26 protein-coding genes, 1 tRNA gene and 1 pseudogene are annotated in these 26,977 nt (G+C 65.5%); 10 read left to right on the plus strand and 18 right to left on the minus strand.

All coding sequences use genetic code 11. The features are described from left to right. Positions 1-19 precede the first annotated feature (19 nt). Positions 20-850: an IS5 family transposase gene (locus EOHIBHHM_RS15655; RefSeq protein WP_497252184.1), complete on the minus strand. Its 831-nt coding sequence runs from the start codon at positions 848-850 to the stop codon at positions 20-22. 77 nt (positions 851-927) lie between these two features. Next, positions 928-1,761 (minus strand): annotated as a pseudogene (locus EOHIBHHM_RS15660) (Na+/H+ antiporter NhaC family protein); the annotation flags it as partial. Between the two features lie 136 nt (positions 1,762-1,897). On the opposite strand from EOHIBHHM_RS15660, the gene EOHIBHHM_RS15665 reads away from it, so the two are divergent. From EOHIBHHM_RS15665 to EOHIBHHM_RS15675, 3 genes are all read left to right on the plus strand, one after another. Further along, complete coding sequence (locus EOHIBHHM_RS15665) at positions 1,898-3,085, plus strand: pyridoxal-phosphate-dependent aminotransferase family protein (protein ID WP_497252186.1); 1,188 nt, start codon at positions 1,898-1,900, stop codon at positions 3,083-3,085. Positions 3,086-3,135: 50 nt separating this feature from the next. Beyond that, positions 3,136-3,501 carry a hypothetical protein gene (locus EOHIBHHM_RS15670; protein ID WP_497252188.1) on the plus strand — a complete coding sequence of 122 codons (366 nt, stop codon included), beginning with the start codon at positions 3,136-3,138 and terminating at the stop codon, positions 3,499-3,501. Positions 3,502-3,638: 137 nt separating this feature from the next. Then, positions 3,639-3,818 carry a hypothetical protein gene (locus EOHIBHHM_RS15675; protein WP_497252190.1) on the plus strand — a complete coding sequence of 60 codons (180 nt, stop codon included), beginning with the start codon at positions 3,639-3,641 and terminating at the stop codon, positions 3,816-3,818. A gap of 378 nt (positions 3,819-4,196) precedes the next feature. On the opposite strand, the gene EOHIBHHM_RS15680 is transcribed toward EOHIBHHM_RS15675, so the two are convergent. After that, a tRNA-Lys gene (locus EOHIBHHM_RS15680) sits at positions 4,197-4,270 on the minus strand. Between the two features lie 136 nt (positions 4,271-4,406). On the opposite strand from EOHIBHHM_RS15680, the gene EOHIBHHM_RS15685 reads away from it, so the two are divergent. Continuing rightward, positions 4,407-5,873: a DHH family phosphoesterase gene (locus EOHIBHHM_RS15685; RefSeq protein WP_497252192.1), complete on the plus strand. Its 1,467-nt coding sequence runs from the start codon at positions 4,407-4,409 to the stop codon at positions 5,871-5,873. A gap of 114 nt (positions 5,874-5,987) precedes the next feature. Here EOHIBHHM_RS15685 and EOHIBHHM_RS15690 read toward each other — a convergent pair whose 3' ends face one another. The 5 genes from EOHIBHHM_RS15690 to EOHIBHHM_RS15710 all read right to left on the minus strand — a co-directional run bounded on the left by EOHIBHHM_RS15690 (position 5,988) and on the right by EOHIBHHM_RS15710 (position 11,793). Further along, positions 5,988-6,278, minus strand: coding sequence for a PRC-barrel domain-containing protein (locus EOHIBHHM_RS15690; RefSeq protein WP_497252194.1), 291 nt, complete (start codon positions 6,276-6,278; stop codon positions 5,988-5,990). A gap of 196 nt (positions 6,279-6,474) precedes the next feature. Beyond that, positions 6,475-8,706: an LUD domain-containing protein gene (locus EOHIBHHM_RS15695; protein ID WP_497252196.1), complete on the minus strand. Its 2,232-nt coding sequence runs from the start codon at positions 8,704-8,706 to the stop codon at positions 6,475-6,477. Next, positions 8,699-9,253, minus strand: coding sequence for an LUD domain-containing protein (locus tag EOHIBHHM_RS15700; RefSeq protein ID WP_497252198.1), 555 nt, complete (start codon positions 9,251-9,253; stop codon positions 8,699-8,701). Before EOHIBHHM_RS15700 ends, EOHIBHHM_RS15695 begins: the two co-directional genes overlap by 8 nt. 90 nt (positions 9,254-9,343) lie before the next feature. Beyond that, positions 9,344-11,107: an Nramp family divalent metal transporter gene (locus EOHIBHHM_RS15705; protein WP_497252200.1), complete on the minus strand. Its 1,764-nt coding sequence runs from the start codon at positions 11,105-11,107 to the stop codon at positions 9,344-9,346. A gap of 110 nt (positions 11,108-11,217) precedes the next feature. After that, positions 11,218-11,793, minus strand: a complete 576-nt coding sequence (locus EOHIBHHM_RS15710) for an ArsR family transcriptional regulator (RefSeq protein WP_497252202.1) — start codon at positions 11,791-11,793, stop codon at positions 11,218-11,220. Positions 11,794-12,213: 420 nt separating this feature from the next. Here EOHIBHHM_RS15710 and EOHIBHHM_RS15715 point away from each other — a divergent pair, with 420 nt between their 5' ends. After that, complete coding sequence (locus EOHIBHHM_RS15715) at positions 12,214-13,959, plus strand: L-lactate permease (RefSeq protein WP_497252204.1); 1,746 nt, start codon at positions 12,214-12,216, stop codon at positions 13,957-13,959. Between the two features lie 100 nt (positions 13,960-14,059). Continuing rightward, positions 14,060-17,197, plus strand: a complete 3,138-nt coding sequence (locus EOHIBHHM_RS15720; protein ID WP_497252206.1) for an FAD-binding and (Fe-S)-binding domain-containing protein — start codon at positions 14,060-14,062, stop codon at positions 17,195-17,197. A 252-nt stretch (positions 17,198-17,449) separates the two neighbouring features. On the opposite strand, the gene EOHIBHHM_RS15725 is transcribed toward EOHIBHHM_RS15720, so the two are convergent. After that, positions 17,450-18,247 carry a helix-turn-helix transcriptional regulator gene (locus EOHIBHHM_RS15725; protein WP_497252208.1) on the minus strand — a complete coding sequence of 266 codons (798 nt, stop codon included), beginning with the start codon at positions 18,245-18,247 and terminating at the stop codon, positions 17,450-17,452. A 303-nt stretch (positions 18,248-18,550) separates the two neighbouring features. Next, on the minus strand, positions 18,551-18,976 hold the full coding sequence (locus EOHIBHHM_RS15730) for a GIY-YIG nuclease family protein (protein WP_497252210.1): 426 nt from the start codon (positions 18,974-18,976) through the stop codon (positions 18,551-18,553). Between the two features lie 104 nt (positions 18,977-19,080). Here EOHIBHHM_RS15730 and EOHIBHHM_RS15735 point away from each other — a divergent pair, with 104 nt between their 5' ends. Next, entirely contained in the window at positions 19,081-19,485 is a 405-nt protein-coding gene (locus tag EOHIBHHM_RS15735) for a DUF555 domain-containing protein (RefSeq protein WP_497252212.1), read from the plus strand. A gap of 41 nt (positions 19,486-19,526) precedes the next feature. Here the strand turns inward: EOHIBHHM_RS15735 and EOHIBHHM_RS15740 are convergent, their stop codons facing one another. Next, positions 19,527-19,763: a UPF0058 family protein gene (locus EOHIBHHM_RS15740; RefSeq protein WP_497252214.1), complete on the minus strand. Its 237-nt coding sequence runs from the start codon at positions 19,761-19,763 to the stop codon at positions 19,527-19,529. Between the two features lie 339 nt (positions 19,764-20,102). On the opposite strand from EOHIBHHM_RS15740, the gene EOHIBHHM_RS15745 reads away from it, so the two are divergent. Then, positions 20,103-20,510, plus strand: coding sequence for a translation initiation factor IF-2 subunit beta (locus EOHIBHHM_RS15745; protein ID WP_497252216.1), 408 nt, complete (start codon positions 20,103-20,105; stop codon positions 20,508-20,510). Between the two features lie 39 nt (positions 20,511-20,549). Here EOHIBHHM_RS15745 and EOHIBHHM_RS15750 read toward each other — a convergent pair whose 3' ends face one another. The 5 genes from EOHIBHHM_RS15750 to EOHIBHHM_RS15770 all read right to left on the minus strand — a co-directional run bounded on the left by EOHIBHHM_RS15750 (position 20,550) and on the right by EOHIBHHM_RS15770 (position 24,516). Continuing rightward, positions 20,550-20,729, minus strand: coding sequence for a DUF7836 family putative zinc-binding protein (locus EOHIBHHM_RS15750; protein ID WP_497252218.1), 180 nt, complete (start codon positions 20,727-20,729; stop codon positions 20,550-20,552). A 124-nt stretch (positions 20,730-20,853) separates the two neighbouring features. Next, positions 20,854-21,840, minus strand: a complete 987-nt coding sequence (locus tag EOHIBHHM_RS15755) for a transcription initiation factor IIB (protein WP_497252220.1) — start codon at positions 21,838-21,840, stop codon at positions 20,854-20,856. Between the two features lie 263 nt (positions 21,841-22,103). Further along, positions 22,104-22,727, minus strand: coding sequence for a DUF6517 family protein (locus EOHIBHHM_RS15760; RefSeq protein ID WP_497252222.1), 624 nt, complete (start codon positions 22,725-22,727; stop codon positions 22,104-22,106). Between the two features lie 87 nt (positions 22,728-22,814). Next, on the minus strand, positions 22,815-23,639 hold the full coding sequence (locus tag EOHIBHHM_RS15765) for an enoyl-CoA hydratase/isomerase family protein (protein ID WP_497252224.1): 825 nt from the start codon (positions 23,637-23,639) through the stop codon (positions 22,815-22,817). Next, the gene (locus tag EOHIBHHM_RS15770; protein ID WP_497252226.1) at positions 23,632-24,516 is read right to left on the minus strand and encodes a 3-hydroxyacyl-CoA dehydrogenase family protein; all 885 of its coding nucleotides are present in this window, start codon (positions 24,514-24,516) and stop codon (positions 23,632-23,634) included. Before EOHIBHHM_RS15770 ends, EOHIBHHM_RS15765 begins: the two co-directional genes overlap by 8 nt. 111 nt (positions 24,517-24,627) lie before the next feature. Between EOHIBHHM_RS15770 and EOHIBHHM_RS15775 the strand changes: the two genes are divergently transcribed. Both EOHIBHHM_RS15775 and EOHIBHHM_RS15780 read left to right on the plus strand, forming a co-directional pair. Beyond that, positions 24,628-24,987, plus strand: coding sequence for a hypothetical protein (locus EOHIBHHM_RS15775; protein WP_497252228.1), 360 nt, complete (start codon positions 24,628-24,630; stop codon positions 24,985-24,987). Between the two features lie 33 nt (positions 24,988-25,020). Next, a complete protein-coding gene (locus EOHIBHHM_RS15780) occupies positions 25,021-25,425 on the plus strand; it encodes a methylated-DNA--[protein]-cysteine S-methyltransferase (protein ID WP_497252230.1) in 405 nt (134 codons plus the stop codon). Positions 25,426-25,457: 32 nt separating this feature from the next. Here EOHIBHHM_RS15780 and EOHIBHHM_RS15785 read toward each other — a convergent pair whose 3' ends face one another. Further along, positions 25,458-25,874: a hypothetical protein gene (locus tag EOHIBHHM_RS15785; RefSeq protein WP_497252232.1), complete on the minus strand. Its 417-nt coding sequence runs from the start codon at positions 25,872-25,874 to the stop codon at positions 25,458-25,460. Positions 25,875-26,026: 152 nt separating this feature from the next. Next, positions 26,027-26,893, minus strand: a complete 867-nt coding sequence (locus tag EOHIBHHM_RS15790) for a hypothetical protein (RefSeq protein ID WP_497252234.1) — start codon at positions 26,891-26,893, stop codon at positions 26,027-26,029. Positions 26,894-26,977: the final 84 nt, after the last annotated feature.

Here is a 26,977-nt window from a genome sequence, read left to right on the forward strand (position 1 = left end):
CGCCATACAGCGTACGATTTTACTGTTTAATGAGTCGCTTGATGTTGTAGACGACACACATCAGCGTGATTTCACGGAACTCTCGATACCAGTCACGCGCTCGCACGGCGTAGCCGAGCGAGCGCTTCACAGCCGAATTCACAGTTTCAGTCATTGAGCGCTGTGCGTAGCGATCTTGGTCAATTCGAGCGTTGTGTGCATGGTCGTACGGTGCGAAGACGCGATGTTTGATGAGCGGGCGAATCCCGAGTTCCCGCAACGCTTCTCTGAGCGCCTTCTTGTCGTAGCCTTTGTCTGCGGCGAGTGACTGCAGATCGCCCGCGTTCCGGCGGGCGATCTGCTCACAGAGGTCAGCATCACTTCCTTTTCGGGTCGTCGAACAGTGTACGTCAAGGATCGCCTGGCTGTCTGTATCGACGAGTTTCGTGACTTTGAGCTTCTGCACGCGGTAGTTCGTTCGATTGCAGTAGTGGCGGCTTGCTGTATCTCGTTCGTAGAACGTGGCATCGACCGCTCCGTGCTTCGAAGGGTCGTGCAGCTGCGCCGAGTGGCGCAGCAGCACTCGACAGACGCTCATGCTGAATCGGTCGAACGCCTTACACAACGTAGATGGTGAGGGGAGATCGGCCGCTTCGAGGCCGATCTCCCCGATTATTTGCGGCATCTCTTTGAGCAGGTCGATCGTCATGCGGTAGGACGTATCGAGGTAAATCCGCAGACAATGGAGGGAAACGAGGGCATAGTCAGCGAATCCGCCGCCACCTTCCGGGGCGGCGGATTCGTCTCCATCGCCAGTAACCCTTTGAGCAAGCGGCACAATCTCACCAGTGAAGCGGGAGATTTGTGTCATAGGCAACCGAATCTCTCCGCTTCAACTCCTTTGATTTAGCGACCCATCTCGACGCTGTCTAGTGATTCAACACAGCCCCCGAACGCCGTCACGGCGACGAGCGCGACGATGGGTGCGGCGAAGTACCACCAGCGCGGTTCGACGTGGTCTGGCGTCTCGATGTCGTCCTCTTGGGTCTCGATGAGCGGCGTCGCGTCGTCGCCGACGAGTTTCCCCTCGTCGCGGGCGCGACGCTCGGCGCGTTGCATCGGGCCGAAGTCCCACCCGGTGAGAACGACGACGAAGACGAGCGCGAGCGCGAGCAGGCTGTAGAACCGAAACGGGATGCTCTGGAGGAACACCACGAACGGGTCCGCCTGGACGCCGACGGCGTCGAACTGCTGTCTGATGAGTCCGACCTCGAAGCCGAGCCACGTCGAGACGACGGCGATGCTGGCCGTCGGGGCCGTCGTCGAGTCGAGCAGGTAGGCGAGTTTCTCGCGGCTGATGTCGAACTTGTCGGTGATCGGTCGCATCACAGAGCCCGTGATCATCGTACTCGCGTAGGAGTCGACGAAGATGAGCATCCCCAGAAGCGAGGTCCCCAACTTCGCCTGTCGGCGCGTTCGGATGCGATCGGCGATACGCGTCGCCAGCGCGTTCATCCCGCCGGAGAGGAACACCATCCCCAGCATCGCGCCGATGAGGAAGGTGAAGAGGAGTATCGTACTGTTGAACGAGTCGGTCACGCTGGTGATGACGAACTGGAGCGCCCGGGCGGCCCCCGCGATCGGGTCCCATCCGACGAGGATGGTCGACCCGATCCAGATGCCGGCGAACAGCGACATGAGCACCTGTCGCGTCGCCAGCGTCAGGGCGATAGCCAAAAACGCCGGGAACAGACTGACCAGTCCGTACGTCTCTGCAGACATTGCGGTTCCCCGTTTTTTCGAAGGGGTAGTTAACGGTTTTCGCCGCCTGTCAGCTGTCGGAACGCTTCGTGACGGGTTTGGGGCAACGATGGACCCCTCCCGTGGCTTTTTGAACCATCACGAACGACCAGTCAGTATGCCAGACGCTCCCGACGTCGACGAACTGACACCGCCGGAACGGACGCTGATGGGACCCGGACCCAGCGACGTCCATCCACGAGTGCTCAAGGCGATGAGCACGCCGCTCGTCGGCCACCTCGATCCGTCGTTCATCGAGATCATGAACGAGGTGCAGGAACTGCTGCGGTACACGTTCCGTACCGACAACCAGTGGACGATCCCCGTCTCCGGCACCGGGTCGGCGTCGATGGAGGCGGCCATCGGCAACCTCGTCGAACCGGGTGACACCGTACTCGTCCCGACGAACGGCTACTTCGGCGGCCGGATGCAGAGCATGGCCGAACGCGCCGGCGGCGAGGTGGTCCACGTCGACGCACCGTGGGGCGAACCGCTCGACCCGGCCGACGTCGCCGACGCGTTCGACGAACACCAGCCGGAGATCTTCGGCTTCGTTCACGCCGAGACGAGCACGGGCGTGAAACAGCCCGACGTACCCGAACTCACCTCGATCGCCCACGAGCACGACGCCTACGTCGTCGCCGACTCGGTCACCTCGCTCGGCGGGGTCGAACTCCGCGTCGACGACTGGGACGTCGACGTCGCCTACTCCGGGCCGCAGAAGTGTCTCTCCTGTCCGCCGGGGGCGTCGCCGCTGACGCTCAACGACCGCGCGATGGACAAGGTGCTGAACCGCGAGACCGAGTGTCGCTCGTGGTATCTCGACCTCTCGCTGCTCGAGGGCTACTGGGGTGAGGAGCGAGCGTACCACCACACCGCACCCATCACCAACGTCTACGCGCTCCGCGAGGCGCTCCGGCTCGTCGCCGAGGAGGGGATCGAGGAACGTTGGGACCGCCACCTGCACGTCGCAGGCGCACTCAAGGCCGGACTCGAGGGGATGGGGCTGGAGATGAACGCCCCCGACGAGTACTGGCTGCCGAGTCTCAACGCCGTGCGCGTCCCCGAGGGGGCCGACGACGGGGAGGTCATCTCCCACCTGCTCGAAGAGTACGACCTCGAGATCGCCGGCGGCCTCGGCGACCTCGCGGGCGACATCTTCCGCATCGGCTGTATGGGCTACTCGGCCCGGCCGAAGAACGTCACCTACCTCCTCTCGGCGCTCGGCGAGGCGCTCGACGCCAACGGTGCCGACGTCTCCCCCGACGCCGGGATGGACGCGATGGCCGAGAAACTGTCAGACTGACAGAACAAGCCACCAACCATACATATCACCCCATCGTGTGTTCAGACGTCATGAGCGACAGTCACGAGTCGACCGACGACGAGACGGTCACGACCGACGCACAGCAGCCGACGACGACCGTCGACCTCGAGGAACTGCAGCAGGAACTGCAGACGAACCAGGAAGTCGACAAAGAGGAGATCAAGGCGGCGGTCCGCGAGGTGCTCGCGGAGTCGACGCTCAAGTTCAGCGGCGTCGAGGAGGAAGAAGCGGAAGCAGAGACCGAGGACAGTAGCTCCGGCCCCGGTCTGGGGACGGTCGCGATGCTGCTTTTCGTCCTCGTCCTCGCCATCCTCGCGCAGTCGAAGGGCGTCGGTCCGTTCGCCTCCTCGGACGACGAAGACGACCCGAGCGTCGACGTCGACTTCGAGGAGTAAGTGCGTCCAGCGGTGGTGCCGCTCGACTCCGATTTTTAGTGGTTCGACCGCGAGTGGAGACGCTCCGTCGCTCTCGACCGGGTGGTATCGAGCAGCCCAGCGAAGCCTTATCCCGCACGTCGCTCTCTAGAGGACGAATGGGCTTCTTCAGACGAGTCGGCAGGCAGGTCGAACAGTTCAAACAGACTGCGAAAGGGGCTGCCGAGGAGGATGCGGACTATCGGTGTCGGACGTGCGACGCCCGGTTTCAGAGCGACCACGACCAGTGTCCGGAGTGTGGAGAAGAGAACGTCGTCTCGGTGACGAGCGAGAACTGAACACTCGACGCTCCGCTTGATTTCTCCCACACGAACTGCGCGTCGCGAGCGCACACGGCGCTCGCTGTCGAGTTAGCTTCCGAGAGAAGCGGGCCGGGCGCGTTTTGAACCACGGTCACTCCACTCGCTGACGCTCGTTTCGTTCCCTGCTTCAAATCGCTCCGCCTCCCGCACCCGCGACACAGCACGTGAGGAACACACGAGGTGTTCCTCGGTGTGTGGTGATCGAGAGAAGCGGGCCGGGCGCGATTTGAACACTCGGTCGTTCCGCTCACTTCGTTCGCTCCACTCCCTGCGTTCAAATCCCGCGTACCCGTTTCTCGGTTCACAGCAGGTGCGAGCACACGAGGTGCTCGCCGTGTGGTTCACCGAAGAAAGCGGGCCGGGCGCGATTTGAACACGCGACCGTCTGATTAAGAGTCAGACGCTCTGCCTAACTGAGCTACCGGCCCTGTCTGCACTCACACGTTACGAGGGTACGTTAAAAGGCGTTTCCCTTTTCGGACGGCGACGGCATCACCTCACACACCCGTTGACGGCCGTAAACGGTGGGTGTTAAGTGTCGTCCGTGGATAGCAGGCCCTACTGATGAGCACTGGGGTCAGCATCTCCTCGATGTCGACGTACGCTATCTTGGGGTGTGGGAGCGTCGGTCACATCGTCGCCGAGGAACTGGCAGAGGAAGGGAAGGACGTCCTCATCCTCGACAAGGACGACAGCCGCGTCGAGGCGCTCCGCGACCAGGACCTGAACGCCCAACAGCAGGACATCAGCGAGGCCGAGGTCGCCGACGCCGTCACCGACCGCGACGTGATCCTCATCCTCGCCTCCGACGTCGACGCGAACAAGGACGCCGTCTCGGCCATCCGCGATCACGGCGGCGACCAGTTCATCGTCGTCCGCGCCTCCGACCCCGTCTCCGAGGACGAACTGAAGGAGCTCGGTGCCGACATCGTCATCAACCCCTCCACTGTCATCGCCGACTCCGCGCTCCGCACGCTTGAGTCGGGTGAACTGGAGTACAAGGCCCGCCAGCTCGCGGACATCCTCGGCGAGACCGACGAGTCGCTGGCCATCCTCACCCACGACAACCCCGACCCCGACTCCATCGCTTCTGCAGTTGCTCTCCAGATGATCGCCAGCGAGTACGACCTCGAGGCGGACATCCTCTACCGCGGCGACATCGGACACCAGGAGAACCGCGCGTTCGTCAACCTGCTCGGCATCGAACTCACCTCCCGCGAGGAGGCCCGCCCGCTCTCGGAGTACGGCGCGGTCGCGCTCGTCGACCACATGAAGTCCGGCGACTTCGAGGGCGACGTCGACGTCGACATCTTCATCGACCACTTCGAACCCGACGAGGGGATCGACGCGGCGTTCATGGACGTCCGCCCCAACGTCTCTTCGACCTCGACCATCCTCACGAAGTACATCCAGGAGTTCGACCTCAGCCCGTCGGAGGCCGTCGCGACCGCGCTACTCTACGGCATCCGCGCGGAGACGCTGGACTTCAAGCGCGACACGACGCCGGCGGATCTCACCGCCGCGGCGTATCTCTACCCCTTCGCCAACCACGACACGCTCGAACAGGTCGAGTCGCCCTCGATGTCCCCCGAGACGCTCGACGTGCTCGCCGAGGCCATCCAGAACCGCGAGGTACAGGGGAGCCACCTCGTCTCGAACGCGGGGTTCATCCGCGACCGCGACGCGCTCACCCAGGCCGCCTCGCACCTCCTGAATCTGGAGGGGATCACGACGACGGCCGTCTTCGGCATCGCCGACGACAAGATCTACCTCGCCGCCCGCTCGAAGGATATCCGGATGAACATCGGGAAGGTACTACAGGACGCCTTCCAGGGCATCGGCGACGCCGGCGGTCACTCCACGCAGGGGAGCGTCGAGATCCCACTCGGCATCTTCACCGGCATCGAGACGAGCGAGAACAACCGCGATACGCTGCTCTCGCTGACCGAAGAGGCCGTCCGTCGCAAACTGTTCCAGGCGATGGGCGTCGAGGGCGCGAGCAGTACGAGCGAGAGCGCCAACGGCAACTGATCCGAGCGCACTCGATCCGACTGACAGCGTGCGCCGCCCGCTCGAAACGGACCGTCTTCTGCCGCCGACGGCGTGTGTTCGCGAGAAGAGAGACCGTCGGTTCCGACCCGAGACTCAGGCGACCGCTTCCTGCTCCTCTTCGGACGTCTCCAGCCGCTCGATGACGTCGTTGACGAGGATGATGTCACCGACCGCACGGACCCACCGGTACGGCAGCAGGACACCCGTGCCGCGTTCGATCCGGCCGCCGAACAGCTCGTCGTTCAGCGCTCCGAGTGCGAGTCCCGTGACGACCTCCTGATCGAGGTCGAGACGAACGTCTTCGACTTCGCCGACGAACACGCCGTTGTTCGAGTAGACCTCCCGACCAACGAGCGTGGTGATCTCCTGTGGTGTCTCGTCCATACGCACCCTGTTGAAGTGACGGGCCTTAATTGTTCGTAGGAGGCGCTCCACTCGGCCGAAACGCCCGATATCGAGACGTACGGACCACAGACTGCCGTCAGACGACGACAAGAATTTGTCGGACAGTTCGAGAAAAGAGAGTGTCCTGAGCGCAATAAAAGACCGCTTGTCTTACACGTCGACCGCCCGTCGGACGTCACCGCGGTGCGACCAGTTCGACCGGATGCTGCGTCGGCCGCGAGAGCAACGCGTCGAGCTGTTCCAGACAGGAGGTGCCGCTGGCGACGACGGTTCGCTCGCGGGCGTCGTCGGTCGAGAACTGCTCGCGCAGCGGTTCGCCGACGTCCATGCTCAACTCGTAGTACTCGGTCTTGTAGCCGAACGACCCGGCCATCCCACAGCACTCGGTCTCCGAGGTGACCACGTCGTAGCCGAGGTCGTCGAGCACGGAGACGGTGTGTGCCTCCAGCCCGAGCGTCCGCTGTTGGCAGTGGCTGTGGTACGCGACGCGGTCCGTCTCCACCGGCCCGTCGCTCGCGTTCCGGAGTGCGGACGCGTCGGCCCCGTTGTGGAGCAGCCCGTAGAGATACTCCATCACCTCGTAGCTGTTCTCGCTCAGGCGCTCCTGGGACTTCTCGGGGAGGAACTTCTCGTACTCTCGTTCGAACATCGCGAGGTCGGAGGGTTCGACGACGACCACGTCGCGCTCCGCGTCGATATGTTCGGCCAGCGCGCCGTACACCTCGTGGGCGTGCCGTTCGGCGGTCGAGATCATCCCCTGCGACAGCGGTGCGCGTCCGCTGGAGGTGACGTCGGGAATCCGCACGGAGACGTCGAGCGCCTCCAACGTACGGACGGCCGCCTTCCCTCGCTCGACCTGGACGTGGTTCGTGTAGAGATCGGGGTAGAGCACCGCCTCCCTGGTCGCGTCGGTCGCGTCGACTCGTGACCCGCCGCGCGCCTCGAACCAGTCGACCAGCGTCTGTCGCTGGAACGCCGGCAACTCGCGGCGGCGGTCGATGCCCAGTACGCGCTCCATCGCGGCGCGGGCGACGTCCGTCTCCGCCAGCCAGTTCGAGAGCGGTGCGGTCGCACTCCCCACCTTCGCCACGGTAGAGAAGTTCCCGAAGAAGCGTTTGCCGAGGTCCATCCCGCCGGGTTCCTCGTCGGGCGTCAGTCCGTCGACCAGCCAGTCGAACTCGCCGCTCTCGCCGCGGTTGATCCGGTCGCGGACGACCGTGTTTATCCACGGGATGTCGATCTCGACCGGACAGGCGTTGACGCACCGAGAACAGCCGGTACAGAGGTCGTTGAACTCGGCGGCCGTGTCGAGCCCCTCGATTCCGGCCTCCCAGCCGGTCGCGATACCGCCGGAGTAGGTCTCGCCACCGAAGGCGTGGCCGCCGACGCTCTGGAAGTTGCCGCAGACGTTCGAACACGCCGAACACCGGATACAGTAGAGCGTCTCTCTCAGTTGCTCGTCTTCCCGCATCGCCAACCGACCGTTGTCGATGAGCACGAGATGGAACTCTCTCTCGGCCTTCCCACCTTCGGCCATCGGCGTCGCCTCGTCGTCGAAGTCGACCGGCGGTGACTCGACCGGCGGCGTCAGAAGCGAGATGTAGGAGGTGATGTCCTGTCCCGTCCCCGACCGACCGATAAGTTCGACGAACGGTTGGAGATCTTCGACGGAGGGAACGATCTTCTCGACTCCCGCGACGGCGACGTGGGTGTCGGGGACGACGGCGGACTTCCGGGCGTTCCCTTCGCTCGTGACGAGGGCGATGGTGCCCGTGTCAGCCGTAATAAAGTTCGCGCCCGTCATCCCGACGTCCGCACCTTCGATGCGGTCGCCGAGCTGCTCGCGAGCGAACGTCGTCAGCTCCTCGGCCGTCTCCAGCGGCTCGTCTATCTCGTCGGCGAACACCTCGTTGAACAGGTCGGCGATCCCCTCCCGGGACTTGTGGATAGCCGGGGCGACGATGTGCGACGGCGCCTCGTCGGCGACCTGCAACACCCACTCGCCGAGGTCGGTCTCGACGACGTCGACGCCGGCCGACTCCAGTTCGTCGTTGACCTCGATCTCCTCGGAGGTCATCGACTTGCTCTTGACCACCCGTTCGGCTCCTTCGTCCTCACACACCTCGCGGACGTAGCGGTTCGCGTCGGCCGCGTCGTCGGCGAGATAGACGGTGCCGCCGTTGGCTTCGACGGTCTCGCGGACCTGTTCGAGCAGCTCCGGGAGGCGCTCGATGGCGTCCTCCTTGATGGCGCGTGCCTCGTCTTTGAGCGCCTCGTAGTCGTCGAGTTCGGCGACCGACGCGTACCGGCCGGCGTTGAACCCCCGAGTGTTCTCCGCGACGGCGTCGCCCTCGGTCTGCATGAGTCGACGGATCTCCGCCGCCTTCTGATCGCGTGACTTACTCATCACGCCCTCCGCGTTCGACGGTCGTCTCGTCTTCGTCCCCGTCGGTCACGACGACGACGTGGACCTCCTTCGGTCCGTGTGCACCCCTGACCAACTCGCCCATGTCGGCGGTCGCGCTCGGCCCGGTCGCGAGAATCGCGCTCTTGCCGTCGTCGCCGTCCGCTCGCAGACGCGGGCCCAGCCACTCGAACGCGTCCGCCATGTCGTCGACGATGTCCGACTCGTGGAGGACGGCGACGTGGAGGTCGGGAAAGAGACTGACCTGCTCTGCGCCCTCGGGGTCCGACTCGAGGACGAGACTGCCGTAGCCGGCGACGGCGAGGCTCGCCTTCGTGACGCCCGTCTTCGCCTCCCGAAGATCTGCCGGGGTCGGATCCAGTCGGATCGACTCGGGGAGTTCGAGGTCGCCGCCGAGGCCGATGCCGACCGCGGGCGGTCGGATCAGCCCGTTCAGTGTCGACTCGACCGTCTCTGCGGACGTCCGCGTCCAGCCGACGTCCAACCGTTCGAGAGATCGCTCGAAGGTTTCGACCGTGCCAGTTGCCATACGTCACCTTGTGGCAACAGGGGGTTTGTCTCTTTGCCTTCTGTCATCGTTTGTCTCCCGCCCAGGGTCTCCGAATCCGCGGACGGGCCCTCACGAGAACAGTCGGTCGCGACCGTCCGCGGCGTCGACCGTGCCCGCGGCCTGCCGCTTACCCTGTATCGACCGCACGACCGCGTACGTCTGGACGAGGACGAAGACGGCCCAGAGCACGTAACCACCGGGACCGCTGCCGACGACTCCCGCGGCGGTCCGGAACACCTCGCTGCTGGTCCAGGCCGCCAGCGTCTGTCCGACGAGCAGGACGCTGAAGTAGCCGTAGAACCCCGACGCCCACCACATGGCGACGACGCGGAGCCAGCCCGGTTGGACGTGTTCCGGGAGTCGCGTCGTGTTGATGACGAGTGTGAGCGCCGTGTACGGCCACATCATCACGCCCGAGAGCGCCGCGCCGACGACGAGGAAGAAGAACGGCTCCTGTCCCTCGAACGGCGTGGTGAAAAGCAGGATGATGAGTACACCCCACGCGGTGAAGACGGTCAACAGCCGCCAGAAGATCCGCGAGAGGTCCCACCCGGCGTCGCGACCGAACGCCTCGTACATCGCGTCGGCGCTGTTGCGGACGAACGACTCCACGATGGCGTACTCCGTCGTGAACAGCGCGACGAAGAGGACGAGAAAGACGAGCACCGTGCCGACGCCACCGAGTGCGGGTGCGATCTCCGTGAGCCACATGCTGATCGCGCCGGTGGTCGTCCCTGGGGTGTAGCGACTCGACACGCTCATCAGAATCGTGGCGACCACGAGGAGTCCGACGACGAACGTCAGGAAGTGTTCCAGCTGAATCGCTCGCCACCACCCCCGCCAGCGACGGACGTTCAGCCGGGTCGGCCGGAACGTGAACCCGTCTCGCTCGATCGGCTCGGGGTCGTCGCCGATCAGCGGGTTCTTCACCCGGCCTTGGTAGTTCCCCATCCCGTACCCCTTCTCGCGGACCCACAGACTCTGTGAGAGGTTCAGATAGCCACCGGCACCGGCGAACGCTAACCCCCCGAGGAAGACCGCGATGTCCATCCCCTCGGGGAGGCGGCCGACGTTCAGGATCGCCTCGGGGAGGTTCGCCAACTCGCCGAGCGATCCCGAGTAGAGAAACAGGACGACCGCCGTCCCCGTCGCGACGAACAACAACCCCACCTGAAACGCCTCGACGGCGTTGTACATCACCGACGAGATCTGATACGAGAGCCAGATGAGGAGCATCAACCCGACGGCGAGCAGTTTCCAACTCGGGAGCGTGAGACCGAACGCGCTGACGCTCGCGCCCTCCAGACCCAGCGCCGTACTCGCGACCTGTGCCGCCCCGGCAGCCCACCCCGGCCATCCGAGGCTGGCGAAACCGAAGAGCAAGAACAGTATCGGCCACCCGCGGTGCAGCCGGGCGAACGACCGGAAGACGCTCTCTCCGGTCGCGACGGTCCACCGCTGAAGTTCGGTGTTGATGAAGAACTGGGTGAACACGCCGACGACGAACGCCCAGTAGACCGCCCAGCCGTGCTGTGCGACCAGAATCGGCCAGAACAGCGTCTCGCCGCTCCCCAGCGAAGCGCCGAGCATGATGGCGCTCGGGCCGATGATGTGCCGTACGCGCGGCACGCGCGGCAGGTCGGTGAGTCGGAACGCACCGCCGTCGCCCCGCTGCGGGTAGTCGTCGGACTCGGGTGCGCGCTCCAGTTGGTCGTACGGGAGCGGGAGATACCACGTACCTCGGTACTGTCGAGCCTCTGCCTCGGACGCGTACACTCGCTCTTCGGTGGCGTCGGTCTCTCCGTCTCGTTGCTCGGCGCTATCGAGCACCATCACTCCGTCTCTCCCAGGGGCTTCCGAGGGCGTCGGCTGGCTGTCGCTGTCCACTCATCGATACTGATTGACGCGGGGAGCCATCGCATGATAAATCCCCTGATTAGCCGTCAGTCCCCGCCGAGGAAGTGCCAGAGGTGACCGCGCTCCTCCGGCGGGTCGACACCGGGGAGCCCCTTGAGCGCGGGCTGGATGGCGTTCCACCATCCCTCGGCGGACTCGTACCCGGCGGTGTGGTCGTGGTAGACGTCCCGGAGGAAGTCCGCCTTCGTCGCCTCTGGATGCTCCGTCAGATAGTCGTAGGCGGCCGACAGTGCCTCGCGACGCGCTTCGAGCGTCGGTCCGCTCCCCGGTAACTCGGCGGTCTGAATCGCCGTGGAGACGGCGTCGGGTCTGTCGGAGCCACCGGGGACGTCCGCGGATCGCTCGAGGGGGACCCACCAGACACGGCTGCGTGCACCGACCTTCCGCGTGTCGAGCGTTCCCCGTTCGACCAACTCGTTGAGCTTGTTGTGTGCGGTCCGGCGCGAACAGTCGAGCGAGTCCATTACGTCGCTCGCCGTGAGCGGACGTGCCCGGTCCTCGCGCGCCTCGAACACGTCGACGACTGCCTCCGGGGGGATCCGGTCGGCGTACTGCCCGCGCTCGTTCCGCTCTCGCTCCCGGTCGCGCGTCGTCTCCTCCATACCTGGACTCACCGACCGAGTGGTGATAAGCCTATGCACACGTGTACAACCACCGTTACATACGTGTGTAGCCCCCCGTTACGACTTCGATAATCCTCTACACTCGTGTTGTCCGGGAGTGTTCCGGTCTTCGTCAGCATTTCTCGTGGTCTTCGTCAGAACCGGTTGAGAGCGTTCCAAACCGTCGATCACACCAACATACACGTGTTTCACGGAGTATACACTCGACTGTACTCGTCGCCGGAGTCCATCACGAACTGCAACGAACGATGCTTATTTATCATCGGCATCGATGAGGTGAGTCCATGCCACACCAATTCAGGCATGGAACTGGAACGGACCGCTCGACTACCGGGCGTGGTTCGAGCGGGTCGAACGTGACCGGACGACCATCGGACTGCGAGCCCCCGGAGGCGGTCGATGGTTAGCGCCGTCGACGCCGCCGTCGCCCTGCTCCCGCTTGCGACCATCGCCGTCCTCATGGTCGGGCTCTACTGGCCCGCCACCCGAGCGATGCCGGTCGCGTGGATCGTCGCCATCGGTGCGGGCGTCCTCGGCTGGGGGATGAACCTCCAGTGGATCGCCGCCGCGACGATAAACGGGTTCATCACCGCGGCGAACATCCTCTACATCGTCTTCGGCGCGATTCTGCTCCTGTACACACTCAAACAGACGGGGGCGTTCGACGCCATCAACGCCGGCTTCGCAGCCATCAGCGAGGACCGCCGCGTGCAGGTCGTCCTCCTCGTGTTCCTCATGGGCTCGTTCATCGAGGCGGCGGCCGGCTTCGGGACGCCCGCGGCCATCGTCGGTCCGCTGCTCGTGGGCCTCGGCTTCCCGCCGTTGGCGGCCGTCGTCGTCGCGCTCACGGGGAACCTGATGGCCATCACGTTCGGTGCGGTCGGCACGCCGCTCATCATCGGGATGATCGACATCTTCGAGAGCGTCGAGTCGATCAGCTCCGAGGTGGTCGGGCAGGGCAACTTCGACTCCGTCGCCGCGTGGGTGAGCGAGATCGCGGTGTTCGCCGCGAGCATGCACGTCGTCGTCGGTATCGTCCTCCCGTTCATCGGCGTCGCGATGATGACGCGCTTCTTCGGCGAGGAACGTTCCATCAAGCCGGCGCTCGAAGTGCTGCCGCTCACGCTGTTCGCGTGGGCGTCGTTCTCGGTGCCGTACTTCCTCACCGCCTACTTCCTCGGGCCGGAGTTCCCCGGTCTGCTCGGGTCGATGGTCGGCCTGGCCGTGACGGTCGGCGCGCTGAAGGCGGGCTTCTTCCACCCCGACGACGAGTGGGACTTCGCGCCGGAGTCGACGTGGCCCGACCACTGGGTCGGCGACATCGAACCGGGCGAGTCGACGAGCGACGACGTCGCCGTCGCCGCCGACGGCGGGGCCGTGCAGTCGAGCACGCCGACGACCGCGGGCACGATGGCGCTCTGGAAGGCGTGGACGCCGTACGCTCTCGTCGCACTGCTGCTCGTCGTCACCCGCGTCGTCGACCCGGTGAACGCGTTCGTCACGATGGACGTGTTCACGCTGACGTGGTCGGGTATCCTCGGCACCGGACTCGAGAACGACTTCGCCTTCCTCTATCTCCCCGGTGCGGTGTTCATCGCCGTCCACTTGCTGACCATTCCGCTTCACGGGATGAGCGGTCGGGAGATCACGGCGTCGTGGGCCGAGACCGTCGAGAAGGTCGCTCCGGCGGTCATCGCCCTGCTGTTCGCCGTCGCGACGGTCCAGATCATGCTGCAGTCGGGTGCCGCGACGGAAACCGACAGCATGCTCATCGTCCTCTCGGAGGGGATGGCCGGCGTCGCGGGCGGCGTCTACCCGTTCTTCGCGGCCTACGTGGGTGCGTTCGGCGCGTTCCTCGCCGGGTCGAACACGGTGTCCGACATCCTGTTCGGGACGTTCCAGTACGGCGTCGCCGAACAGATCGGTACGCCGCGGACCATCATGCTCGGCGCGCAGGCGGTCGGTGGTGCCATCGGCAACCTCATCGCCGTCCACAACGTCGTCGCCGCGCTCGCCGTCGTCGGCCTCGTCGGCGAGGAGGGCCGCGTCATCCGACTGGAACTCATCCCGCTCGTCTACTACGGGACGGCCACAGGCATCCTGACGCTGCTGTTCAGCTACGTGCTGTTCCCGGGGACGTTCTAACGGACGTGCCCGACCGACTTCGAGACGAACCGTCTCCGAACACGCTCCCGGGTGCGATATTACCCGGTTTTTATACACGGACACACAAAGGAAACACAACATGGCATCCCACTCTCCCGACCACGCCCCGGAGGACCCCGCGACGAGGGGGGCGGACTACGACTACACGAGCGACGACGTCGCCCGTCCCGGACTCGTCGACGACCTCGAATCGCTCGTCGACGGCGACGTCCGCTTCGACTCCTACTCGCGACAGCTGTACGCCACCGACGCGAGCGCCTACGAACAGACGCCCATCGGCGTCGTCATGCCGACGTCGACGCGCGACGTCGTCGCCGTGATGGAGTACTGTGCCCGCCGTCAGATCCCCGTCCTCCCTCGCGGCGGCGGGACGAGTCTCGCGGGGCAGACCGTCAACGAGGCGGTCGTCCTTGACCTCATGGACGGGATGGACGACGTCGTCGACGTCGACCCCGAGGGGCGGACGGTCCGCGCCCAACCGGGCATCCGCCTCGGCGACCTCAACGGCGTGCTCGAACCGCACGAGCTGAAGTTCGCCCCCGATCCGGCGTGGGGCGACAAGTCCGCCCTCGGCGGGGCGATCGGCAACAACTCCACCGGCGCACACTCGCTGAAGTACGGCAAGACGGACTACTACCTCGAAGAAGCCGAGGTCGTGCTCGCCGACGGCACCGTCACCCGACTCGGCGAGATCGCCGTCGACGACCTCCGAGCGGGAGCCGACTCCGACGCCGACGACCTCCTTCCCCGCATCTACGCCGAAGTCGTCCGCGTCCTCGACGAGGAGGCCGAGGAGATCGACGCTCGCTACCCCGACCTGAAGCGGAACGTCTCGGGGTACAACCTCGACATGCTGCTCGACGAGTCTCGCGGCGAACGCCGGACGCCCGACGACGAGGGGATCGACCCCGACAGCGAACCGGGGACGGTCAACCTCGCCCGCCTGCTCGCAGGGAGTGAAGGAACGCTCGGCATCGTCACCGAGGCGACGGTGTCGCTCGAACCGATCCCGAACACGGCGTCCGTCGCCTTGCTCACCTACGACGACGTACTCGACGCGATGGAGGACGTCGAACCGATCCTCGAACACGACCCCGCCGCCGTCGAGGTGATGGACGACGTGCTCCTCGATCTCGCCCGACAGACCGCCGAGTTCAGCGACGTCGTCGGGATGCTCCCCGAAGGGACCGATTCGGTGCTCCTCGTGGAGTTCTACGCCGAGGACGACGACCACGGCCGCCAGCAGGTGGCCGACCTCGTCGCCGACCGGGTCGCGGGCGAACTCACGGAAGTCGACCCGAGCGAGAACCGCGTCGAGACCGAGAAAGACCAGTACGCCGTGGCGGCGATGGAAGCACACGACGCCGACACGCGCGCGAAGTTCTGGAAGATGCGGAAGTCCGGACTCCCCATCCTGCTCTCGCGGACGACCGACGAGAAACACATCGCGTACATCGAAGACACCGCTATCCCGGCGGCGAACCTCCCGGCGTACGTCGCCGACTTCCAAGACATCCTCGACGAGCACGACACGTTCGCCTCCTACTACGCTCACGCCGGGCCGGGCGTACTCCACATCCGTCCGCTCGTCAACACGAAGACCGTCGAGGGCGTCGAGACGTTCGAGGCCATCGCCGACGAAGTGACCGACCTCGTCGTGAAGTACGGTGGGTCGGTCTCCGGCGAACACGGCGACGGCCGGGCCCGAACGCAGTGGAACCGGAAACTGTACGGCGACGACCTCTGGCAGGCGTTCCGCGACCTGAAGACCGCGTTCGACCCCGACTGGCTGCTCAACCCGGGCAACATCTGCGGGCTGAGCGACGCCGAGATCGCGGCCGACGCTTCCGGCGACGGTCGCGGCCCGAAACCGGCTCACGACATGACCGAGCACCTTCGGTTCTCCCCGGACTACGACTTCGACGCCGGGTTCGAACCGTCGCTCAACTGGGAGAACGAGAACGGCTTCCAGGGGATGGCCGAACTCTGTCACGGCTGTGCGGGCTGTCGCGGCCCCCAGGAGACGACGGGCGGGGTGATGTGTCCCACCTATCGCGCCGCCGAGGAGGAGATCCAGTCGACGCGAGGCCGGGCCAACATGCTCCGGCAGGCGATGAGCGGCGACCTCCCCGAGGGCGAGCAGTTCTCCGACGAGTTCGTCACCGAGGTGCTCGACCTCTGTGTCGGCTGTAAGGGGTGTTCGAAGGACTGTCCCAGCGAGGTCGACATGGCGAAGCTGAAAGCCGAGGTGACCCACGAACACCACGAGCGACACGGCATCAGCCTCCGCGACTACGTGTTCGCCAACGTCGACACGCTCTCGAAGGTCGGATCGAGGGTCGCCCCGCTTTCGAACTGGGCGACGAAGGTGCCCGGCGTCCGGACGCTCTTGGAGTCGACGCTCGGCATCGCGAAGGGTCGCGACCTCCCGACGTTCCACCGCGAGAGCCTCGAAGACTGGTTCGAAGAACGCGGCGGCTCCCGGGTAAGTCGCTCGGAGGCGACGCGTTCCGTCCTCCTGTTCCCCGACACGTACACCAACTACAACCACCCCGAGGCGGGGAAGGCAGCCGTCCGGGCGCTGGAGGCGGCGGGCGTTCACGTCCGTATCCCCGAGGGCGTCGCCGGCAGTGGTCGCCCGGCACACTCGAAGGGGATGCTCGACAGGGCCCGCGAGGAGGCACGGCAGAACGTCGAGGTGCTCGCACCGCAGCTCCGCGAGGGGTGGGACGTCGTCGTCGTCGAACCCTCCGACGCCGTGATGTTCCAACTCGACTACCTCGATCTCCTCTCGGGGGCCGGCGTCGCCGAAGTCGCCGCCAACAGCTACGGCGTCATGGAGTACGTCGACACGTTCCGCCTCGACGAGGCGCTGACCTTCCGCGACACCGACGAGGCGCTCACCTACCACGGTCACTGCCACCAGAAGTCGACGAAGAAAGACCACCACGCCGTCGGCGTCCTCAGACGAGCCGGCTACGCCGTCGACCCGCTGGACTCGACCTGCTGTGGGATGGCGGGGTCGTTCGGCTACGAGGCCGAACATCTCTCGATGAGCGAGTCGATCGCGCGGATCCTCTACGATCAGGTCGACGACAGCGTCGGCGAGGAGGTCGTCGCACCCGGCGCGTCCTGTCGGTCGCAACTCGCCGAGAAGCCCGGGCAGTCGGGCGACCCGCCACACCCCGTCGAGAAGTTCGAGGCCGCCATCCGTTGAGACGGTCCGAGGGTTTACGTCTCATCACGCGGCCACCCCGTCTCGTGACCTGACCGCCGTCACGGGCGGCTCGCCGCAGTACGACGCACCGGCCGTGAACGCTCGCTCCTCGGACTCTCTCCGCGTCGTCTGTCCGCCACTCTCTCTTCAGAGGGATTGTCGCATCGTCACTCGTGCAACTGTCTCCACACTCAACCACACGACGGCGGCCGGTCGGGTGTCTGCTGACGGGCACTCGGTACTGTAGACCCGTCACCGACCGTCCGCTGTCGGACTGGGAAACGGCGTCCCCGACTCCCAGTAGTCGTCAACCAGCTTTCGCGCCCACTCGACCGCCTCGGGCGAGTCGTTGCCGACGAACCCCTGTACGCCGCTGTCGGCGTAGACGAGAAACCCCATCTCCGGACCGGCGTCCGTCTCCGCAGCGACGAGACTGTACGGAATCGACCGCTCACACCGGCGGATCTCCAACTGCCCCGTGTCGAGCGATTCGGTGAGTTCCGTGCCGTAGCTGCTCACCAGTCGGTCGACGACGTCGTTCGTGAGGACGAGGCGCGCGCTGAGGTCGCCGTCGACGAAGTTTCGGTGGTAGATCTCGACCTGCTGCGGGAGGACGGCCGGAGCGATGGCGTCGACGTGTGTCGCCCGGTCGACGAGGTCGCCCAACCGTTCCACCGGCGCGAGCGGCGAGTGTCGCTCGGCGACGACGACGGTGGCGTCTTCGAGAACACAGGCGGCACAGGGAGCATCCGACGGGAGCAACGAGAGCACGTCGACGCTGTCGCCGAGCCCCTCGATCCGCCTCGCGAACTGGTCGTACTCGGTCAGCGCGAGGCGACCGGGGAGCGTTCGACGGTAGCCGCCGTCGTCAGTCCGCTCGACGAACCCGATCGCCTCGAGTTCGCGAACCGCTCTGTCGACGGTCGATCGTGAAATCGACAGCTCGTCGACGAGATCGCGCTTCGGAACTCCCTCCGTGTCGACTGCTCGCAACACGGGACCGCGGCGTGCGACGACAGCCATCACCTCCGTCGGGTCCGGCTGTGTCATCGGATGATTTTGTCGTCACTGCGATTATAAGGGTTCGGATGCGGGAACTACGTATAAATCAACGAAACTTTTTAGTAATATGAATCAGGCTGTGACTGATTTCTCCGAGCCATGAAGTAAAGGTGGGTCGCTGGATAGAATGGTGTGCCGGGGTGCCTCTGACAAACACCGGCAACGAAGGCGGCCCCGTCGATTCTGCCCGGACCGACGTGGCCGCGTCTGGGGGTGGACCGTCGCTCTCTTTCCCGGCTGGCCGGCTCTTGCCCGGACCGGTCAGCCGTCGGGGGACCGCCCTCGTTTCTCTCACCGAACCGCTCTGTGCACCTGTCGTACCGCGTCTTCGAGCGCCGCGACCGACCGACGGAACGACAGATGGCTCTCGCAGTCGCAGTCCGACGCCCCGAACCCCTCGACCGGTCCGTCTCCGAGCCTCTCGGCGACGGCACATTCGACGTCGACGCCTCGCGTCACGACGACCGTGACTACCGACGTCGACGGGTGGCCGAGCAGATAGTCGACGTGCCAGTGGCGTACGTCGTGGTCGCCGGTCGCGGTCCGACGATGTCTGTCGACACGGGACAGCCCTCCGGGACCGAACGCGCTCCCAGTGTAGGCGTAGCCGCCAGCGGGAAATCGACAGTCGCCCAGTGCACCGACGTCGATCGTCGCCGTCTCCGGGAGGTCGACCACGAGCGTGTACGTTCCGACCTCGGTCGTCTCGTCGACCATACTGCCGAGAGACGTGCGACACGCCGAAAAATCCGGCGTTGCACCCTCTCGACCCGTGTTTTCCCAGCCGAAGCTTCTTACAGCATGATGAACAAACGTGACACATGGACTGCAGAGTCGTCGTCGAAGCGGCCGTCCCGGTGTACGACGTAGAGACCGCAGACGAGGCGGTTCGGATCGCCATCTCGAAGACGGGCGAGATGCTGAACCCGGATCTCAACTACGTCGAGATCGACATGGGCCACCGAGAGACAGAGTCGGGAGAAGAGCTCCCACCAGCGTTCATCGCGGCCGACGAGGCGCTGGTCGCACTCGAACTCGAGATGACCGTGTTCAACGTCGAACGCGAGGAGCACGCGAGTCGCATCGCCCGAAAGGAGATCGGCAAGCGTCTCGAGAACATCCCGCTGAAGGTGCTCTCGGTGGACGTGCTACCCGACGAGGAGACGGAGAGTGAGTCGGAGGAGACGAGCGTCGAAGCCGACGGCGGCGACGAGTCCGAGCCGTAGCTCGGTGGGCTGTGAGATGTCGCGAGGAGACAGATGTCGAGTTAGTCGGCCTTGGGTGCCAGCGGTTCGACTTCAGCGTCGTCTACCGACTTCGTGATCCCTTTGGCGAGTTTGAAAACGGCAGCTTTGTGATCGGTCTTCGATTTGTGGATAGATGTCGGTCGGACGCCGAGTTCCTCGTACTCGGTCATCGGGAATTCGTCGCCTTCCCATTTTTCGCACTGGTTCTGTACCTCTGCAAGCAGGCCGTGAAGGTGGATGAGCTCCTGCTTCTTCATGAGCAACGCCAAGTTACCACTGGAGGGTTATATTATTATCTTGAGTCTCGTTAGCACACATACCCGTCAGAGGGCTGGAAGACGGCAGATTTCGCCGCTGAGACGTCAACGAATCATCAGGCAGAATCTCTGCGTCGAGCGAGTTTTCGTTCAATCGGCCGACGTGAACTCGGCGGTCGACCCCCTCTCTGCCGAACCCGGAGGCAGAACCCGATAGCTCGACTCTCGACCAATCGCCCGCGACGTGCCGTCGGGGTCGTCTCCGTCCACGCGGCACGCCCGCGAGGCACGTTGTTCACCTTCTGAACGTTTTTGGGCTCCCGCTTCCGTAGTGGGCGTATGGGCTACGGAGACAATCTCGACCGTGCGCTGGAGGAGACGCCCGACATCGAGGACGTCGGCAACCGCTTCGAAGTCCCCGACCCGGAGGTTCGACCGGAAGGAAACGTCACCGTCTACGAGAACTTCCAGTCGACGACGGACCGTCTCGGCCGAGACGACGATCATCTGCTCCGGTTCCTGCAGTCGGAGCTCGGGACGAGCGCACAGCTCGACGACCGGGGACGCGCCCGCTTCACGGGCGAGTTCAAACAGCGCCGCGTCGCCGACGCGCTCGACGCCTACGTCGACGGGTTCGTGCGTTGCTCGGAGTGTGGACTGCCGGATACGAGACTCGTGGAAGAACAGGGGACGACGGTGCTGAAGTGTGACGCCTGTGGCGCGCTGTCGTCGATCCCCGACGTCTGAACCGTTCGCAGTCCGCTTGCTGCGACCGCTAGGCAGCGACTACTCGAACTGGCGAACGATCTCGAGGTCGCGTTCTGTCCGCATGAACTCGGTCAACCGTCTCGTCGCGTGACAGTTCGGACAGCTGAAGTTCCGACGGGTCTCCGGGAGGTCGGTGGGAGTCGACTCCCACTCCTTTCCACATTCCGGGCACAGAAGACGGACAAACGCTTCGACCATACCCACTGTGTGCCTGCCGACTCAATAAAAGTTTGCGCGCCACCAGACGTTCAGATTCGCACAGCGGTCGCTCGCTCGTCGCTGAAAATCGCGTCAAAAGGCGGTCGTCGGCCGCGTCACCCCATCAGGCGAACAGTCCGAGATCCTCGGCTTCGAGGAGTTCTTTGTACCGGTTTCGGATGGTGACTTCGCTGATGTTGGCGACGTCCGACACCTGGCTCTGGGTAACCTTCTCGTTGGTCAAGAGCGAGGCGGCGTAGACGGCTGCTGCGGCGAGCCCGACCGGCGACTTCCCGCTGTGGAGGCCGGCTTCCTTCGCCGTCCGGAGCAGTTCGCGCGCTCGGCGCTCTGCCTCGTCGGAGAGGCCGAGATCGCTGGCGAACCGCGGGACGTACTGTTCGGGGTCGGCGGGCTGGATCTCCAGTTTGAGTTCGCGGACGATGTAGCGGTACGTCCGGGTGAGTTCCATCTTGTCGACGCGGGAGACGCTCGCGATCTCGTCGAGCGATCGGGGGGTCCCCGCCTGCCGGGCCGACGCGTAGAGCGCCGCGGTGGCGACGCCCTCGATGGAACGGCCGGGGAGGAGATCCTCGCTCAGCGCGCGGCGGTAGATCACCGACGCCGTCTCGCGGACGGCCTGCGGGAGTCCTAGGGCACTCGCCATGCGGTCGATCTCGCCGAGCGCCTGCTTGAGGTTGCGCTCCTTGGAGTCGCGGGTGCGGAACCGCTCGTTCCACGTGCGGAGCCGCTGCATCTGCTGGCGCTGACGGCTCGAGAGACTCTTCCCGTAGGCGTCTTTGTCTTGCCAGCCGATGTTCGTCGACAGCCCCTTGTCGTGCATCATCTTCGTCGTCGGCGCACCGACGCGGGATTTCGAGTCACGCTCGGAGCTGTCGAACGCGCGCCACTCCGGACCGCGGTCGACGTTCGCTTCCTCGACGACGAGTCCGCAGTCGCTGCAGACCAGTTCGCCGTGCTCCTCGTCGGTGACGAGTCGGCCCTCGCACTCGGGGCAGGTCCGAACGGACTCGTCTTGCGTTCGTTCCTCCCGTGTTCGCTCCGTCTCGGAGGTGCTGGTACTCGTGTATCGCTTGATGTTCGTTTCGCTCATGATGGGATGGGCGGACGGCGACCTCTCGGGGGGAAGGAAAGAAGACAGAAGCCCCTCGGGGCGCGACGTCCTTACACGTAGTAAGCGCGAAAACTATATAAATCTATCGCCGTCGTGCAAACGAGGAAACCAAGCGACTGAACCCTCGAAACGGGCGTTTCGCTCCGAATTGGAGCCGCTGAGTGATGCTAACGAACGATGTTAAAGGTTCCGCTACGTCGGACCGTCACCAGATATAACGCTTTCCTTCGGCGACCACCGTCTCAGGCCGGATGGACGGCGGCCGACATCATCGACAGGACGTTCTCCTGTTCGTTCAACTGTGTCGGGTAGATGCCGACGCAGACGACGAAGTCAGCGTCGTCACGAACCTTCGTCACGTGGATGTCGACGTCGATCTGTTGACCGCTGAACGTCGCCTTCCCGGTGTACTTGGTCACCGTCGTGTCGGTGCCGAGCACCGTGACGGTTCGAGACGAGTCCTCTCGAACGTCGCTGATTCCCTCGTAGTTACTCTGGAGCATCTCCACGAGTCGGTCGTTGTCGTAGTCGCCGACGGGGTTGAACGTCTTTCCGGCGAGTTCGATCGCTGGCGTCGAGATGGCCGCGAACACGCCGAGTCTCGCCGACCCGACGAGCGGAATCGACAGCGACTTCTCGTAGGTCGCCACCTTGTTGACGACGCGGACCGTCTGGGAGGCGAACTCCCGCTCGACGGTCCTGTCTTCGACACCCTCGAACTCGTATCCGGCGTCCGAGGCGACGCTCGCTTCGGTCTCGACGGGTTTCGCCTCGAACGTCTTCGCTCCCTCGAACACGCCCGTACACCCGCTCGTCAGCGCCAGCAGCCCCGGCACTGCCACGAGGACGCGTCTCCGTGTGGTCATACGTGCCGTACGTCTCGTCTCCGTGATAAACGGTCCGGGTGTCCGACCGTCGAACGGGAGGGTTCGACGGACGGCGATGCGATGTCTTCACCGCCCGCGCCACTCGGGGTCGCGGTCCTCGAAGAAGGCGTCGATGCCCTCGTCTTTGTCTTCGGTGGCGAAGAGACCGACGAACAGTTCCTTCTCGTAGTCGAGGCCGGCGTCGAGGTCGAGCCGCGAGGCCGCCTGTACCGCCTCCTTCGCGCGCTGGAGCGCCAGCGGACTCTTCGACGCCATCTTGCCGACCAAGTCGTCGACTCGTTCGTCCAGCCTCTCGGGCGCGACCGCCTCCTCGACGAGCCCGATCTCCGCGGCCTCCGTCGCGTCGACGAGTTCGCCCGAGAGCACCAGCCGCATCGCCTGTCCCGGCCCCACGAGTCGCGTCAGCCGCTGCGTCCCGCCCCCACCGGGGATGAGCCCCAGATTGATCTCCGGCTGGCCGAGTTTGGCGTCCTCGCGGGCGATGCGTACGTCGCAAGCCTGTGCGAGTTCACAGCCCCCACCGAGTGCGTGGCCGTTGATCCGGGCGACGACCGGTTTGGGGCAGTCGGCGACGACCTCGTACACTCGCGGTCGTTCGCTGGCCTCGCGCTGTTCGACGACCCCGCGTTCGCGGAGCTCTCCCACGTCGGCACCGGCGACGAACGCCTTCGCCTCGTCGGCCCCCGTGAGCACGACGACGCGTACCGCGTCGTCGTCGGCGACGGCCTCGAAGACGACCTTCAGCTCCTCGCGAACCTGCCCGTTCAACGCGTTTCTGGCGTCCGGTCGGTCGATCGTGACGGTCGCGACGTAGTCGGCGCGCTCGCCCACCTCGACGCGGACGAGCTCGGAGTCGGCGGCGACGTCGCGGACGCTCGCCGCGTCACTCATCGGTCCCCTCCTCCCCCGAGACGCCGACGATCTCGCCGTCCTCCCAGACGTAGAACCCCTCACCGGACTTCTTGCCCACCTTGCCGGCGCGGACTTTCTTCCGGAGCACCGTCGGCGGTCGGAACCGTTCACCCAACTCCTCGCGGAGCTGTTCGAGGATGTCAAGTCGGACGTCGAGTCCGACGACGTCGCCGAGTTCGATCGGTCCCATCGGGTGGTTGTAGCCGAGTTCCATCGCGGCGTCGATGTCCCGCGGGCTGGCGACGCCCTCTTGGACCATCCGCATCGCTTCGACGCCGAGCGCGACGCCGAGTCGCGAGGAGGCGAACCCCGGCGAATCCTCGACGACGACGGCCGTCTTGTCGATCCCCTCGACGAACTCCTCGGCGAACTCGCGCGTCGCGTCGCTCGTCTGCTCGGCGGCGACCACCTCGACGAGACCCATGATGTGGACCGGGTTGAAGAAGTGGAGTCCGACGGCCCGCGAGGGGTCGGCGAGCGCGCTGGCGATGCCCGTCACCGGGATCGAGGAGGTGTTACTCGCGAGGACGCAGTCGTCGTCGACGTGTCCCTCGACCTCCGAGAGGACGCTCCGCTTCAACTCCTCGTCCTCCGGGACGGCCTCCACCACGAGGTCGGCGTCGGCGACTGCGGCGAGGTCGGTCGCCCCCTCGATGCGGTCGAGTGCGGCGTCGCGCTCGGCCTCGGTGACCTTCCCGCGGTCGACGCCGCCTTGGAGGTTCTCGCGAACGTGTTCGAGCCCCGACTCGACGATCGTCTCGTCGACGTCGCGGAGGACGACGTCGTGGCCGCCCATCGCGCTCACCTGCGCGATGCCGTGACCCATCGTCCCCGCACCAAGTACACAGACGTTCATGAAAGAATCGCCGCCCGCCGTCCGATTAAATCATTCTCTTCGGGAGGAACCGGGGTGGGTGGACCTGTCAGGCCCACAGCGTTATCCCGCTCTCGCCCCATCCTCTTTCACATGGGGGATACGAAACGTGGGCGGGAGAAACAGGCACGGCAGGAGAAGCGTCGCCAACGGCGGAGAGAGATGGAAGCGGAACTCGACCGGGGCGACGAACCCGAACCCGAGCCGACGGACGACGAGAGGGTCGACGTCGAGTCGGATTCCTCGGAGGGTCCTCCCGAGTGTCACCGACGCGGCTGTCACGACCCGGCGGCGTTCGTCGTGCTCGAACGCTACCTCGAGGAGACGAGCCACAGCCCCGTCGAGGCGACGGCGATGCTCTGTGTGGCACACACCGAAGAGGAGGGACCGACCAGGCTAGAGGCGGCCTACGACGACTACGTCTTCCGCGTCGAACCGCTGCCGGAGCGCTAAGCTACAAACCCCACGACCACCTACCCCGGACTCGTGCAGTTCGACCTACTGGACGCGGAGATGCGCCTCGACGAGTCGTATCTCGACGTCGACGAGGCGACGCTCCGACCGCAACTCGCCGCGTACGGCCGCGGCGACCGCCGCGAGTTCGACGTCTCGGTCTCCTACCCGGAGGGGCTCGTCGGCGACGTGATGCGGCTCATGGCCGCTATCCCGTACGGCGAGACGCGGACCTACGGCGACCTCGCCGCCGACCTCGAGACGTCGGCGCAGGCGGTCGGGCAGGCCTGCGGCGCCAACCCCGTCCCCGTCGTCGTCCCCTGTCACCGGGTCGTCGCCGCCGACGGTCTCGGCGGCTTCTCGGCTGCGGGCGGGACCGCCCTCAAGCGACGACTGCTGGCGTTAGAGCGCGGCGAGTCGCTCGCGCGGTTCGGGTGAACATCGGCGACTCGAACGCCGTCGCGTCGGACTCACTCTGACTCGACGTGTCCGTCGGCAGTCTCCGCGGCGTCGCGTCGCTCGACCGGCTCGCCGTCGCCGGTGTTCCGACGCTCGTTCTCCGCCGCGATGCGTCGCCCGCTGTAGACGTAGTAGGCGAGGGCGACCAACGGGAGGACGAACGCCGCAGCGAACCACAGATGGCGGGTGAACCCCCACTCGAGGCCCTGTCGTCGGAGCGCCCGGATGTCGCCGTGGACGAGTCCGGCGAAGAAGAGATGAAGGACGAAGACGACGGCGACGACCGCGTCCCAGCCGAACGGGACGACGAGGAACGCGAGCACGGTCCCGATGGTCCAGATGACCGGGAGGATGGGACGATATCGCGAGCGTACTCGCGGACGCGTCCGGTCGCGCTCGACCTGCTTGCCGCGCCGATAGCTGTCCATACTGGTCTCCAGCAGTCGTCACCTGAAAAGCGGTTCGACGCGAGTCCGGACGGGCGCAAGCGAGCCGTCGCCAGGAGACGGGAGTCGGAACCCACGTCAGTCGGTGGTAGTCGGCGTCGACCGACGTCAGTCCGCGGCGGCCTCGACCGACGTCAGTCCGCGGCGGCCTCGACCGTCTTCGTCGGCGACGCCCGGTCGAGCAGCGCGCTCCCCGCCGCCAGCGACGCTCCGAACAGGAACCCGACGGCGTGGGCGAACACGTTCGTCAACCGGCCGTCGACGACGAGCGTCGTCGGGAACAGCCCGTAGACGAGCACGGCGACCAGCGCGACGAGCGACGCGACGAACAGCGCGTCGACGAGCAGCTGTCGTCGCGGCCGTTCGACCGGGACGCGACCGCGACGAACTTCGAGACGGATCCCCAGCCCGGCGGTTCCGAGCCCCAGGAGGACCAACCCCACCGAGAGCGGTGGGAGACTGCCGGCGTAGACGACCGTCACCTCCGCGAGCAACAGGAGGACGGCGGCCTCGCCCACGTAGATCGCGACCGGTCGGCCGTAGTCGTTCGCGACGAGCACCACGACCGTCACGAGCAGGAAGCCGCCGAAGCCGGCGACGACGCCGGAGAACCCTCGGTTGGTCGGCGTCATCCACGGGAACCACGTCGCCAACGTGAGGTAGTTCACGAGGTTGACGAGCACCGGGAGCACGACGAGCAAGAGCGCCGTCGTCGACCAGAACCACCGCTCGCGGTCGAGCTGTCGACAGACGAGGTAGGTGACGACCGCGACGACGACGTAGCCGACGATGTTGCCGACGAGGTGTGCGTCGTCGACGTGGACGTAGGCTGCCGTCAACAGCGTGTGCGGAGCGGGCGACCCGTGGTCGAACGCCAGCCGCGCCTGAGTCGTCGCCGGGAGGAGCTCGTGGACGACGACGAGGAGTGCGGCGACGCTGGCGAGGACACCGACGCCGACTCCCGCGTTCGGCCGACCCGGTCGACTCCGCGACGACGTCATAGCTGGGTGTACGGTGGAGAACAGATAACGTTCCGGGTCGGTCTGTCGTTCTGAACCGAACCCACAGGTATATAAGGACGACCG

Source organism: Halogranum roseipondis, from assembly GCF_059695585.1.